Raw genomic sequence first — 14,092 nt, 5'->3', positions numbered from 1 at the left:
TAATAATAAATAATAAAAAAAATTTAATATATGTTAATAAGAGTTACATGTAATATATAATATGCTGAATTATTCTTATGAATATTTATACTTTTACTATATTTTCTAAACATCACTATTCAGGCACAATTGACAAAGTGAATAAAATTGAATACAATAAGTAATATAAATATTCTAAAGGAGATTTTATGAAAACTGTAACAATGAGAGTTGATGATACTGTTTACGATATGATTAAACTTGCAGCAGAAGGGCAAAAAAGAAATCTTTCAAACTTTATAGAGTTTGCTACGATGCAGTATTTAACATCTTCTCAGTTTGTCGAAAATGATGAAATGTCTGAGATATTAAATGATAAAGAGCTTGTTCAAAATTTGATGAATGGTTTAGATGACTTTAAAAATGGCGATTACAAAATTGTCTAAGTACAAAATTGCTGAAACTAAAACATTTGAAAAAATCAAAAAAAAGATAGATAAAAAACTATACTCAAAAATAGAAAGTTTTGTTTATCCACAACTTAGAGAAAATCCATTTTTCGGTTCTAATATTAAAAAATTAAAAGGCAATCTTGAGGGATACTATAGGTATCAGATTGGAAACTACAGACTTTTTTATCTTATCGAAGATGAAAAGCTTATCATTGTTATAGTAGATTTTAGGCATAGACAACAGGCTTATGATTAATATATAAGTAGCCAGAAGAAAAAATCTTCTGGCGTAGGAGAGTTTTATTTACGAAGAACTATCTTACATAATCAAAAAAGTAATCAGTTTTGAGACCGTAAAATAAACTATATAAATCAGTTATCCGTTAAAAGTTTTTTAATGATTGTTTTAAAAATAGGTAAGTTATATCTAACAACATCTTCTATGATATTATCATCTGTACTGTCATAATCATGGGCTATATAATTTCTTACAGAACTTATGCCTTTTAAATCTTCACTTGTAAAGTTTTCAAGTATTTTAAATTCATTATCATCTTTTAATTTAGAGAATTGTTCAGCTATTCTTACAATATTCATTCTAATAGCTGGTTTCATTATTTTATCTTCAATAGCATGAGTTATTTTTAAATCGTTTGTATTTAAAATAAACTCGATGTTTTCAATACATTCATAAACTTTAGCAAGTCTATTAGCACCACTAGACATTAATTAAATCCTTTAAAATTGATTTATTATCGTCTGAAACCAAATCTATTGGAGTTTTAAAAATTGTTTGCAATTCTTTTTTTATATCATCTATTCTAAGAAGTTTTGCAAATCCACCTTGATACTTCAAAGAGAACTTATCATAGTCTAATTTATATGCTACATCTATATCACTATATTTAGTTTGTGTGTTTTTTGCATAACTCCCAAATAGTCCTAAAAGTATTAAACCCTCTTTTTCATATGTTGGTTTTAGCTCTTTTAGTTTTAATAAAATTTCATTCTTATTCATAGCTAACTTCCATGTATATTTTTATGATTATAACATAATCTTTTTCTTTGAATTACACCATGTAAATAAATCTCCACTTTTAATTACTTTTGATATTTACGATTATGATACTCCTAAATATTCTGCCATTTCTACTTGATAAATATAAATCTACATGTAGATATTTGAATGTGGAGATTCATTTATAGGGATGTGTTTGCGTATGAAATGTGAGTGGATTATTGCGTGAAAAAGCCAGAAGAAAAAATCTTCTGGCGTAGGAGAGTTTTATTTACGAAGAACTATCTTACTGAATCAAAGAAATAATCAGTTTTTCCAGTATCTTTAGTCTCTTCATCAAGCTGATCAAGAATAGCGTTTGTAATCCAAGTTAGTAGATTTAATCCACCCTTGTATCCGCTAATAGAGTATCTATGTAAATGGTGTCTGTCAAAGATAGGGAAACCAATACGGATTAGTGGTGTATTTGTATCTCTATAAAGCTCTTTACCATAAACATTACCAATCATAAAGTCAACCGGCTCAGTAAATAGTAAACTTCTTAAATGCCATAAATCTTTACCTGGCCAGATTTGACATTCACTAGCCCAGTCAGATTTATCAACGATTGCTTGCATATCTGCTTCCCAACCCTTTTTAGGAGCGTTGTTACAAAGAATATGAGTTGGAATACCACCCATCTCAACTATAAATGAAACAAGACCTAGTAAAAAGTCAGGGTCACCATAGATTGCAAACTTTTTACCATGCATATACGGGTAAGAATCTTGCATTGCATCAACAAGTTGAGCACGTTGCATTTTTAACTCAGCACTAATATCTTTACCAGATAGTTCAGCAAGCTTCATTACAAACGCATCAGTTCCAGATAGACCGATTGGATTACAAGTCTCGTACTCTTGCTTCCATTTGTTTTTAATCGTCTTAGAAGTTTGCATTGTTGAATACTTCTGTAAAGAAACAGTAGCCTTTGCATTGATTGCAGTTCTTGCAGTCTCAAGCGTTGTACCACCAGCATATATAGAATATTCACCAGCTCCTGTATTCCACTGCTCTTCATGGTCACCAATCAAAAAGATTTTATCACCAAATGATGCAGCTATCTCTTTTATCTCTTTAAGTGACCCAAGGTATGGTTCAAATCCAGGGATAATGTTGATTCTCTCTTCATCAAGAACTTTTTCAGATTTTGGAGGATTTAACTGCTCTAAAATCGCTTTAATCATGTTGTCATAACCAGTAATGTGGCTACCAACAAAAGATGGTGTATGTGCGTAAGTGACAGCAGTATTATCTAACTCACCCTCAGCATCTTGTATTGCTCCAGCAACGAAAGCATTCAAGTCATCACCAATAACTTCTGCCATACATGTAGTACTAACAGCAATCATTTCAGGCTTATACATAGCGTTACAATTTCGTAAGCCATCTTTCATATTTGCAAGTCCACCAAAAACAGCTGATGATTCACTCATACTATCTGAAACACATGGTGTAGGCTCTTTAAAGTGTCTTGTGAAATATGTTCTAAAGTAAGATACACAACCGTGAGATCCATGAACATAAGGCATAGTGTTTTCAAAACCTAGAGCAGCCATTACAGCACCTAGAGGTTGACAAGCTTTAGCAGGGTTAACAGTAATTGCTTCTCTACTTAAGTTCTTTTCTCTATAGTCCCAAGACTTTGTCCACTCAGCGATTTCTTCTACTTTAGCAGGGTTCACTGAACCCATGTTACTTTCAAACTCTTGTTTATTTTTAAAAACTTCTTGATACTCTTCTTTTAAAAATAGTTTCTGTCCGTTTACAATATTTTCTACGTCTTGCATATTAAGCTCCTACTTCTTGTTTGTCCCATGGTGCTTTAGTATGAGACCAAACTGGTGAATTCATAGCTAAATCCATGTCTTTAGCAAAAATTGCGAATGCATCATAACCATGGTATGGTCCTGAATAATCCCAAGAGTGCATCTGTCTAAATGGTAATCCCATTTTTTGGAATACATACTTTTCTTTAACACCAGCAGCAACTAAATCTGGTCTTAATTTTTTAACAAATTGCTCTAACTCATACTCATTTGCATCATCATAAATAAGTGTACTTCTGCTTAAGTCTTCTTTTGTTCTTTTGTAATCATCACCATGACCAAACTCATAACCAGTACCGATAATCTCCATACCTAAGTCTTCATAAGCTCCAATAACGTGACGAGGTCTTAAACCACCGATATAAAGCATTACTTTTTTGCCTTCAAGTTTTGACTTATATTTAGCAATAACTTCATCTGTCATTTTTGTATACTTAGCGATTACAGCTTCAGTATTTGCTACAATCTCACCACCAAAAAACTCAGCAATTTTTCTTAAACTTGCAGTCGTATTACTTGGACCAAAAAAGTTGTATTCCATCCAAGGAATCTCAAACTCTTGTTCCATGTGACGAGAGATATAGTTCATAGAACGGTAACAATGAAGTAAGTTTAGTTTTGACTTTGGAGCGATTGCCATCTCTTTATAAGTAGCATCACCAGTCCACTGAGCGATAACTCTAAGACCCATCTCTTCAAGTAAAAGTCTTGTAGCCCAAGCATCTCCACCAATGTTATAATCACCTATGATAGAAACATCATAAGGAGTTGATTCAAAACTAGATCTAGCACTTGTATCAGTCATAACCTCATCACGAATAGCATCATTAGCAAGGTGATGACCAAGAGATTGAGAAACTCCACGGAAACCTTCACATGAAACAGCGATAGTTGGCTTTGAACTCTCAGCTTTATGTTTTTTAGCAACTGCTTGGATATCATCTCCAATTAGACCAATTGGACACTCAGATTGAATAGATATACCGTTATTTAGTGGAAATAATTCATCAATCTCACTAAGAGCTTTTTTAAGTCTTGTATCTCCACCAAATACAATATCTTTTTCACTAAAATCAGTTGAAAAGTTCATTGTTCCAAATGTATCAATACCTGTTGCCCCTGTATAGTAGTTTCTTCTACCGCCACGTGAGTATTGACCACAACCAATAGGTCCGTGAGAGATATGAATCATATCTTTTATCGGTCCCCAAACAACACCCTTACTTCCAGCGTATGCACAACCACGTTGACTCATTACACCTGGAACAGTTTGTTTATTACTTCTTGTAGTATCACAAGCACCTTTAACACCCTCTGGTGAATCAACACCTAGATGTTTTGCTCTACTTTTTGCAGCTTTTTCAGGATATACCTCTAAAACTTCTTTGATAGCTTCAAGTTGTAATTTTTCTAACATTTCACTCATAATTTCTCCTTTAGAAGTTAAGTAGCTTACGCTACTGTAACTCTATATAGATTCATATCATCTAGATTTTTACATAAATCTTTTGTAACATCACCATCAACAGATTTAGATATTTCACTAATTTGATATTTATTAGTGTAATAAATCATTTTTGAATTATTTGCAGCAAGTTTAACGTCTGTTTTATCGAAATAATCAATAAATGCAACGTGTGCAAATGTTCCTGCTGGAACTTCAAAATTTAATATAACTTCACCTTTAGCTGTTTCTCCTGTCAATGTAACAGTCTTACCTGTTGCTTCAACACCTTCATTTACTTTTTCAATTACCTTATCAAAAGATACATCGTTTCCTTCACTTGCTGGAAAATGATAACCACATACAAACATATTAATTCCTTTTTATTATTATTATTTAAACACTAAGTTAAACTTAGTAGTCTGACTCTTTTTGACCTACAACAGCCTCATCAGCTCCATCTTCAAGACCGTATTCCATCAATAAGTCTTCTAAGTCATCCATTTCTAAAGGTCTTGGAATAACTTTTAAATCATTAGCAATAATTTTTCTAGCTAATTCTCTATATTCCATTGCTTGATCAGAATTTGGAGAATACTCAACAACTGTCATACGTCTTAACTCTGCTCTTTGAACATGGTTTGAACGAGGTACGAAGTGAATCATTTGAGTACCAATAGATTTTGCTAATTGCTTAGCTAGGTCATACTCTTTATCTGTCATACGTGCATTACACACTAAACCAGCAAGACGAACACCACCAGTATTTGCATATTTTAAAATACCTTTAGAGATATTGTTAGCAGCATACATTGCCATCATCTCACCAGACATAACGATATAAATCTCTTGTGCTTTACCTTCACGAATCGGCATAGCAAATCCACCACAAACAACGTCACCAAGAACATCGTAAGATACAAAGTCTAGCTCATCATCATAAGCACCCTCTTCTTCAAGAAAGTTAATTGCAGTAATAACACCACGACCAGCACAACCAACTCCTGGCTCAGGACCACCTGACTCTGTACACATAATGTAACCCTCAGTAATTTCTGTATCTTCTGGATTAAATTCACCCGCACCTGGCTTACAAACATCTTCTAATTCTAAATCTTCAACCGATCCTGCGTCAGCTGCAAGTTGCATAATTGTATTTTGAGCTTTTTCGTGTAGAATAAGTCTTGTTGAATCTGCTTTAGGATCACAACCAACAATTAGTATCTTTTGACCATAATAGTGACACATTGCTGCCAATGTATTTTGAGATGTAGTAGATTTACCAATCCCACCTTTTCCGTAAAATGCGATTTGTCTTAGTTCAGCCATATCGTTTCCTTTTTATCTATTAATTTTGTTTCGCTTATTACATTACATATAGTGTTCCTTAGAAAAATTCATTAAGATATAAATTTATAAATTTGTCTATAAGTACTTGTTTTAGGGCTTTATATAGGTGTATGTTAGTTGTATAATCTAATTTATACATTTTTTGTCATAGTTAATTTAGCCTACAATTTTGCAAATATTGCAAAACAAAAATGTTTTTAGAGGAAATTTTGTTTAGGATTTAAAAGGATATTATTGAGTTTGTCTATTTGATTTGAACGAGAAGGTTTATACTGAATTACATTCTACATGTAAAACAGTTTACTTGGTCTTTACATGTAGCACAAGCTGGAGCTACTTCATCTATGCTGTCATAGATAAACTTCTTCCAAAGTTTATCTTCTGGTTTAATAGCAGCTAATGATGGAAAGTGTGTTTTCATAAAGCGTCCCATCTCAACTCTATTTTTAAAACCTAAATCTTCATAAAGATGGTTCATCATCAGGGATACTTTTGCAAGATACGGAGCAACCTCATTTTTGCTATGTTCATCTACAGAGTAAGTTTGCAAAAACTTAGTTACTTTTTCCTCTAAAGCTTTATTTTTGTCTGTATTTATTATTTTTCTCATAAGTTTATCTCCACCATTTTTCCATTTACAATTTCGCCAAACTCCACACCAAAACTGTAACACTCATACAATTCTGTTTTTGTAGGTATAAGCTTTATCTTTATTGGAGTTAAAGGCACACGAAATTTAAGTGCTTTTAGTCTTGAGTTTATCATCTCTATAGCTTCTCCACTCCAGCCATAACTGCCAAAACATCCTCCAATTTTACCAAGTTTTTCTAAAACCATCATACAGCTAAGAAGTTCCCAGACTACTTTTGGAACATCACCGTTGATTGTTGGAGAGCCGATGATGACTCCTGTGCTCTCTTCTAAAATTGCAATCATATTTTGTTCATCAAGAGCAGTCAAATCATAGATATTTGCTATGATATTTTCACTCCCTTGTAAACCATCATAAATACTATGTGCCATATTTTTAGTATTTTTATAACTAGTTACATAAAAAATAGATACTATCTTTTTGCCATGAATTCTCTCTTGAACATGACTCCATTTTTTATACAACTCTATATATTTTTTTGGATTTTTTCTTATAATTGGACCATGAAGATTACAGATAATATCGATATCTAAAGTCTCATATATATTTAACGCCTTTACAACATGGCTCTTAAACGCTCTCATAATATGGTCGTAGTAGTACTTAAAAGCGTAATCAAAGTCACCGACTAAATCATCAAATAATCTACTGTCATAGTAGTGAGAACCAAAAACATCTCCACTAAACAAAACTTTGTTTTCAACCAAGTAACTGCTCATGGTCTCAGGCCAGTGAAGATTTGGTGTGCTTAAGAACTTTAGTGTTTTAGAACCTAACTTTAACTCTTTGTTTGTCCAAACAGTTTCAAACTTTATGGTGTCACTTTTAGCAATTGACTTTAGCATCGGTTGTGCCATTGGAGATATAAATACCTTGGCATCTACAGCTCTACATGTAAGCTCAGCCAAAGCACCACTATGGTCAGGTTCAAGATGGTGCATAATAATATATTTGATTTCATCATATGAACATAACGACTCTATCTTTTGGAAAAACTCATCTTGAAACTCCTCTTTTACGGTGTCTAAAATGATTACGCCATCTTCTGTTTTTAGTAGATAAGAGTTGTATGTAGTGCCATTTGCAGTCTTCATGATGATGTCAAATGTTCTAAGATCAGGATCACTAACTCCAATATAGTATAAATCTTCACTAACTCTTATTGCATTACTCATTTTAGTAGTATCCTTTTTAACCATAAAGGGGGATTCTCTTTCATAAGTTTTTGTATAGATTTAAGTACCTCTTCTATCTTTTCATCCTCTTGTGATGAACGCAGAGGAAAAGTTCCCGCTAGTTTTACCATGCTTGCAGCTTTTGGTCCTATTTTAGCTACATAAACTATATCGCTGCCATCAATACACATGATTTTATACTCTAGTTTATCACTCTCTTGTTCATACTTTAGTGATGAGTCAACTTCATTAAGAAGTTCATAGCTCTCTTCATTTACCCCATAGATATAAAATTTTTCACACCAACCAAAGTGCTCATCTACATGTAGACCATCTTTTGAGGCAAAAGCTATCTTAATCATATTACATATACCAAAATATTTTCATCTATAACTTTTGATAAAGTATCATATATTAAACCATAAGTACTAGTTGAGGCCATTGAACAACCGGCACAATTACCTTGATAAGCAAGTCTAATCTCTATGTTCGGCTTGTTGACATAATCAAGAATCATAATATTTCCACCGTCTTTTAGAAGTATAGGTCTAATATATCTCCCGATTGCATCCTCTAAAATTTCTATCTGTTTTTCATAAGTGCTAGTTCTGTATGTTATATTTAACTTGGCTGAGAGATTCGGCTTGGTATCTAGCCCACCTACCATTGATATCGCTAGTGGATGGTTGGATTTTGCAGCATTTAAGATACACGCAAACCCCTCTTTTACAGACTCTTCATTTGTTCTATCTTTTAAAAGAAGATACCCAAGTCTAAAGTTGGCATTTTGATGGTTTTTTGCTACTGCTTTTCTAAAGTAAGAGATACTTTTTTGTATATCTTCTTCAACACCGAGTTTTGTCTGATACATCAGTGCAAGATTATAATTTGCAGAGTCATTGTCATATTTACTTGCTTTTAAAAACCACTCTCTAGCTCTTGTGAAGTCTTTATCAACTCCATCACCCTTGAGATACATCAAGCCTATGTTTGTCATAGCTTGGTCATTCTCTTTTTTTGATTCATCTTCCCAAATAGCATACGCTCTATCATAATCTTTAGTTTTATATGCCTGTAGTGCTTCATTGTGACTCATAATTAATCCTTTTTTAGCAACACTCAAACTCAACCTGCTCAAGTACTTCTATACCTGCTTCGAAGTCATACTCTTCAAAAAGGTCAGATATGTAAAATACATTTGCGCAAACTAGGTAGAGCGTGTCTTTATTACCATCTTTTTCAAAAACTTCTCTATAGTTTTGTGGTATTTTATTCATAAAGTTATTCCAAAGTCTGTTTTTTGACTCTGGTTTTAACTTAAATAGTTCAATCATAGCATCTATAACCAACGCCGAGTTTTCATAACAATCGATATTGTCAAAAGTTATATATCTATCTTTTATCTCACTCATTAAGAATTCTCCTTAATTAATACTATTAACCTTTACTATACAAGTTATGTTCCCTTGAGACTCCAAAGGAATAATTTATGCATAAATAACTACAAGGATAATATTATGGTAAATAAAAAATTAATTCGTGAACTTTTGAATGAATCAGCATGTTCACATAATGATAAAAAAAAGAGTAGTTGTGATAAACCAAAACCAGGTGCGACAACTGGTGGATGTGCTTTTGAAGGTGCTCAAATTGCCCTATTCCCATACGCTGATGCGGTTCATCTTGTTCATGGTCCTGCTACATGTCAAGGAGCTTCTTGGGAGACAAGAGAGACTCCAACAAGCTACGAAGGTGAAAACAACACTCTAACGGGTTACTATACAGATGTAACAACCAATGACATTATCTTTGGAAGTGATAAAAAACTTATAACATCTATTGAGTATCTTATAGAGCATAAAAAACCAAAGGCGATTTTTGTTTATGAAACTTGTGTAACTGCTATGATTGGTGATGATATAGATACTACATGTAAGAACTTAGAGAACAAACACAATATTAAAATAGTTGTCGTTCACGCTCCAGGATTTGTTGGAAGTAAAAACTTAGGCTCTCGTCTTGGTGGAGAAGCTGTTTTAAATCAACTCATAGGAACTCGTGAGCCTGAGGAAATTCACCCTTTTGGTATAAACCTCATTGGTGAGTACAACGTGACAGGCGATATGTGGCAGTACACGCCTATTCTTGAAAAGATTGGTATTAAAATAGTCTCAACGCTGGCTGGTGATGGAAGAATAGAGAAGATTCAAACAGCACACACCGCAAAACTAAATGTCATTGTATGTGCAAAATCTTTAGTTACACTAACTAGAAAAATGCAAGAGAGATATGGCATACCTTACATTTCTGTATCGTTTTACGGAAAAAGAGATACTACAAATGCAATTATGTCAATCGTAAATGCTTTTGGTGATGAAGAGTTAACTGCAAAAGCAAAAATCATAATAGCCCAAGAAGAAGAAGCTCTGGAGAAGAGACTTCTTCCATATAGAAAAATCCTAAATGGCAAAAAAGCCATACTCAACACTGGTGGAAATAAATCGTGGTCAATAGCTTCAGCACTTCAAGACATAGGGATAGAAGTAGTTGCAACAAGTGTTAGAAAATCGACACTTGAAGATATCGAGATAGCCGCTCAGTATGTAAAAATACTTATGAAAGTTCCAGCAAACGAACAAGCAAAACTTATAGATGAGCATAATGTAGATATTTTATTAGCAGGGGGGCGAAGCCTCTACACTGCCATAAAGAAAAGAGTAGCCTTTGTAGATGTAAACCAAGAAAAAAAGCTAAGTTACGGAGCATACGGAGGACTTGAAAACTTGGCAAAAGATGTTTGTGCAGCTGTAAACAACCCAGTTTTTAAAATAGTTGGAGAAGCTGCTCCTTGGGAGTAAAATCTCTACATGTAAAGATTTTTATAGTTGTTAAAAGTGGAGATTCATCCTCTGGAGTGTAACTTCATAGTAAATCCTTTGTGTTGGACTTACTATTTATGGCATATTGGAATGTCCCCTATTTAATAGACAATATCGTATCTGATATTTCTTCCTTGAGTACCTTCAATCTGATGTAAACAACCCAATTTCACAAGCTCTTGTATATCTCTTTTTGCTGTTGCCAAAGATGTTTTGGTCATTGCAACATATTTTTTTGTAGTAAGCCCGCCTTGAAATTCTCCTTCGTTATACTCTAATAACTTGCTCAGCACTTTTAATTGGCGCTGATTTAAAGTAATTTGACGCACCTTATCCCAAAACTTTGTTTTTTGTATAACTCTGTTGATCGCATCAAGTGTCTCTTGAAGTGAGTCGTTAAATCTATCTAAATACCATAATACCCAAGCTGTACAATCTAAATCTGGATTGTCTATCAAGTTTTGAGACATCTCTAGTTTGTCATAATAATTTTTACGATCTTTTGCTATTGCACTAGAGATAGAAAAATATTTATATTCTATCCCAAAATCTTTTGAGATTATGTAATCACTTATGATTCTTGCCATTCTGCCATTGCCGTCATCATAAGGGTGAGTAGTTACAAACCATAAATGTGCTATCGCGCTTTTAATATAGATATCGTCATCGCTTGTATTAATATACTTCAACAAAGCATCCGCATCATTATCTATTCTCTTAGCAGGCACTCCTACGAAATGTACTTTTTCTTTGCCAATTACGCCTGAGACAATTTGCATGTCATCATAATCACGAAACACTCCCAGTTTGATTTTAGTAAAACGGCTTGGAGTCTGGGAAAGAAGTGAAATATGCCATTTATGTAAACGCTCTAATTCTAGTGGCGTTGTGTTGAGTATGGTATCCATTAAAATATCCGCGAGAGAGTCAGTGTGATGGGTAGACTTGTCATATTCTTTGTCAAATGTTGCATCTAGTTTTTTTCTTATTGAAGATCTTACACTCTCTCTTTGAAGATGTTCCCCCTCTATTGCAGAAGTGGAAACAATCTCGCTTGTAAAAAGATCTATCTTAATGTTGGTTTGAGTATCTTTATCAAGAAGCGTGATTAATGCTTTTACTTGACCTATACTCTGAGATATTTGTGTGATTTTAGGAAGAAGCTCACGAAGGTTATAATTAAATTTTGGATAATTGGGATGTTGCCAAATCCATAGTTGTTTCTTTTTCATTTTTACCTCATGAGCTGATTAGTTTTCTAATCGTATCATTATATGAGCTACTTGTCAATTATAAATAGCTCATATTTTAGATAGTTCCAAAATCTACAGAGACTGTGAAAGAACTCCCAAAGCAAGTGATAATCACAAATAAGCTAAAATAGATATATCATATATCAACGAAAAAGGCTGAACAATGCCAAATTACAAAGAGGGGTTAAACCGCCATCAACAACTCTTATTTCCTCCCAGTCTGGATGAGTATGTTGATGAGGATAATTCAGTAAGGGCTATTGACAGCTATGTCGATAGTATAGATTTAGCTACTTTGGGAGTGTTTACAAGTAGTGGTAGTTCTGATGGTCAACCTGCATATCATCCAGCACTACTTTTGAAGATTTATCTCTATGGATATCTCAATAGTATCCGAAGTTCTAGAAAGCTCGAACGTGAACTTAAACGCAATGTTGAGATGATGTGGCTTTGTGCTGGACTTACTCCTGGATACAAGACTATTGCTAACTTTCGCAAAGATAATCCCAAGGTACTGAAACAATTATTTCGTGACTTTGTAATGCTATGCCGTTCTGTCGATTTGATTGATGGAGAAGTCGTTGCCATTGACGGTGCCTTTTTACGGGCTAATGCATCAAAGAATCAACTTATCTCTGAAACAATGACTCGTAAGGATATAGAATCTGTTGATGAGAAGATAGCAGAGTATTTAAGTTCACTAGAGTATAGCGATAGCTGTGAGAAGAAAGAGATAGCACCAGTAGTACACAAGCAACATCTGGATCGACTTAAAAAATATAAATCAAAATTGAACAGTAATCTACACACATTGAAAGAGCGTAATGTAACACAATACTGTAAAAGTGATCCCGATGCTACCTTGATGCGTAAACCGGCACATCATCTTATGGCCTATAATGCCCAGATTGCTGTTGATGGTAAACACAAGTTTATTGTCGCTACTGACATCTCCACCAAAGGAGTTGATTTGGATCAACTCTATCCCCTATCAACCCAGGCTAAAGAAGCTACAGGCAATAAACATATCAAAGTCGTAGCTGATGCAGGTTACTACAATCCAAAAGAGATTAAGAGATGTGTTGATGAGGGAATAGATGTTTATGTACCCATACAAGATAAGCAAAAAAAGCAAGTAGACAGAGGAAAGTTTCCTCGTGATGCATTTCATTATGATGAAGCCAACGATTGCTATCACTGCCCAAACAACAAAGTGTTAAAGCGAAAAAAAACTATTTATGAGAATAAGGGTATCAAGCGTTTTATGTATTTCGGTACCCACTCTGTATGTAAAGTCTGTCCATTACGTTCAGAGTGTCTTCCTGAGAAAACACCTGCAAAACGTCTCTGGCGCTGGGAGCATGAAGCACTCATTGTCGAACACCGTACAAAGATGCAGACACCAGAAGCTAGAACTATGATTAAACAGCGTGCCGCTCTGGCAGAACACCCTTTTGGTACAATCAAACAAAATCTTGGCTGGAGCCACTTTCTGATGCGTGGTAAAACAAAGGTTGCTGGAGAAAATGCTCTCATTATGCTCACCTATAATTTCAGAAGATTGTTGAACCTGATTGGCATTGCACTGTTTCAAAAGCTTATGAAAGCGTTAAAAAGTGGCAATCTTGAGAGTATCAAGCAAGAAATAGCGGAGTATCTTGCAGTTTTATACTTTTTTAGGACATTTTTTCGTCAAAAAATGAGTTTTTCCGCCTGAACCTTAAAAAATGTTCTTAAGCTCGACACTTTTTACTGATACATGATTAGTTCTTTCACAGTCTCTACAGTTTATGAGATACTTATTCCCTATTAAGCCTGTCTCTCTCAGTAAAAATGAGAGAACAAATTTCTTTTTCTTCAAGATAGTTAGGAATACCTTGAACTATGCAACCGTGACATCTATGTTTAATATCACTCAGTACTTCCTTAATATTTGCTAATCTTTTTTGTTTTGCTGGTGTATGCTTTTTTACAATACCGCCATAGTGATAAACTAAATTACCACCTTTGGCTATAAAGTTA

The 14,092-nt window shown here is 34.0% G+C and carries 16 protein-coding genes; 4 read left to right on the top strand and 12 right to left on the bottom strand.

Going from position 1 to position 14,092, the window contains the following annotated elements:
- The first annotated feature begins 188 nt into the window (after positions 1-188).
- Positions 189-425, top strand: coding sequence for a CopG family transcriptional regulator (locus HUE88_RS05635; RefSeq protein ID WP_194371956.1), 237 nt, complete (start codon positions 189-191; stop codon positions 423-425).
- On the top strand, positions 418-687 hold the full coding sequence (locus HUE88_RS05630) for a type II toxin-antitoxin system RelE family toxin (protein ID WP_229860166.1): 270 nt from the start codon (positions 418-420) through the stop codon (positions 685-687). Before HUE88_RS05635 ends, HUE88_RS05630 begins: the two co-directional genes overlap by 8 nt.
- A gap of 116 nt (positions 688-803) precedes the next feature.
- Here the strand turns inward: HUE88_RS05630 and HUE88_RS05625 are convergent, their stop codons facing one another.
- The 11 genes from HUE88_RS05625 to cowN form a co-directional block, all read right to left on the bottom strand.
- Positions 804-1,157, bottom strand: coding sequence for a HepT-like ribonuclease domain-containing protein (locus HUE88_RS05625; RefSeq protein WP_194371953.1), 354 nt, complete (start codon positions 1,155-1,157; stop codon positions 804-806).
- Entirely contained in the window at positions 1,150-1,449 is a 300-nt protein-coding gene (locus tag HUE88_RS05620) for a nucleotidyltransferase family protein (protein WP_194371951.1), read from the bottom strand. The genes HUE88_RS05625 and HUE88_RS05620 overlap by 8 nt, the downstream gene beginning before the upstream one ends.
- A 281-nt stretch (positions 1,450-1,730) precedes the next feature.
- A complete protein-coding gene (gene nifK, locus HUE88_RS05615; protein WP_194371949.1) occupies positions 1,731-3,278 on the bottom strand; it encodes a nitrogenase molybdenum-iron protein subunit beta in 1,548 nt (515 codons plus the stop codon).
- A 1-nt stretch (position 3,279) separates the two neighbouring features.
- Entirely contained in the window at positions 3,280-4,743 is a 1,464-nt protein-coding gene (nifD, locus tag HUE88_RS05610) for a nitrogenase molybdenum-iron protein alpha chain (RefSeq protein WP_194371947.1), read from the bottom strand.
- 26 nt (positions 4,744-4,769) lie between these two features.
- A complete protein-coding gene (locus tag HUE88_RS05605; RefSeq protein ID WP_194371945.1) occupies positions 4,770-5,132 on the bottom strand; it encodes a hypothetical protein in 363 nt (120 codons plus the stop codon).
- Positions 5,133-5,175: 43 nt separating this feature from the next.
- The gene (gene nifH, locus HUE88_RS05600) at positions 5,176-6,090 is read right to left on the bottom strand and encodes a nitrogenase iron protein (RefSeq protein ID WP_194371943.1); all 915 of its coding nucleotides are present in this window, start codon (positions 6,088-6,090) and stop codon (positions 5,176-5,178) included.
- A gap of 298 nt (positions 6,091-6,388) precedes the next feature.
- Complete coding sequence (locus tag HUE88_RS05595) at positions 6,389-6,721, bottom strand: nitrogen fixation protein NifQ (protein WP_194371941.1); 333 nt, start codon at positions 6,719-6,721, stop codon at positions 6,389-6,391.
- Positions 6,718-7,938, bottom strand: coding sequence for an FprA family A-type flavoprotein (locus HUE88_RS05590; RefSeq protein ID WP_194371939.1), 1,221 nt, complete (start codon positions 7,936-7,938; stop codon positions 6,718-6,720). Before HUE88_RS05590 ends, HUE88_RS05595 begins: the two co-directional genes overlap by 4 nt.
- Positions 7,935-8,300: a NifB/NifX family molybdenum-iron cluster-binding protein gene (locus tag HUE88_RS05585; RefSeq protein WP_229860165.1), complete on the bottom strand. Its 366-nt coding sequence runs from the start codon at positions 8,298-8,300 to the stop codon at positions 7,935-7,937. The genes HUE88_RS05590 and HUE88_RS05585 overlap by 4 nt, the downstream gene beginning before the upstream one ends.
- Complete coding sequence (locus HUE88_RS05580) at positions 8,297-9,034, bottom strand: NifU family protein (protein ID WP_194371937.1); 738 nt, start codon at positions 9,032-9,034, stop codon at positions 8,297-8,299. The genes HUE88_RS05585 and HUE88_RS05580 overlap by 4 nt, the downstream gene beginning before the upstream one ends.
- Positions 9,035-9,047: 13 nt before the next feature.
- A complete protein-coding gene (gene cowN / locus HUE88_RS05575) occupies positions 9,048-9,350 on the bottom strand; it encodes a N(2)-fixation sustaining protein CowN (RefSeq protein WP_194371935.1) in 303 nt (100 codons plus the stop codon).
- A 105-nt stretch (positions 9,351-9,455) separates the two neighbouring features.
- On the opposite strand from cowN, the gene HUE88_RS05570 reads away from it, so the two are divergent.
- Positions 9,456-10,796 (top strand): nitrogenase component 1, encoded by a 1,341-nt coding sequence (locus tag HUE88_RS05570; protein WP_194371933.1) that lies wholly within the window; start codon positions 9,456-9,458, stop codon positions 10,794-10,796.
- A 122-nt stretch (positions 10,797-10,918) separates the two neighbouring features.
- Here HUE88_RS05570 and HUE88_RS05565 read toward each other — a convergent pair whose 3' ends face one another.
- Entirely contained in the window at positions 10,919-12,049 is a 1,131-nt protein-coding gene (locus tag HUE88_RS05565) for a Fic family protein (protein ID WP_194371932.1), read from the bottom strand.
- Between the two features lie 184 nt (positions 12,050-12,233).
- Between HUE88_RS05565 and HUE88_RS05560 the strand changes: the two genes are divergently transcribed.
- Positions 12,234-13,787, top strand: a complete 1,554-nt coding sequence (locus HUE88_RS05560) for an IS1182 family transposase (RefSeq protein ID WP_194371930.1) — start codon at positions 12,234-12,236, stop codon at positions 13,785-13,787.
- Positions 13,788-14,092: the final 305 nt, after the last annotated feature.

The organism is Candidatus Sulfurimonas baltica (assembly GCF_015265455.1).
Classification (GTDB): Bacteria; Campylobacterota; Campylobacteria; order Campylobacterales; family Sulfurimonadaceae; genus Sulfurimonas; species Sulfurimonas baltica.
The sequence above is the reverse complement of the archived record's forward strand: the minus strand, read 5'-3'. Positions and strand labels throughout refer to the sequence as shown.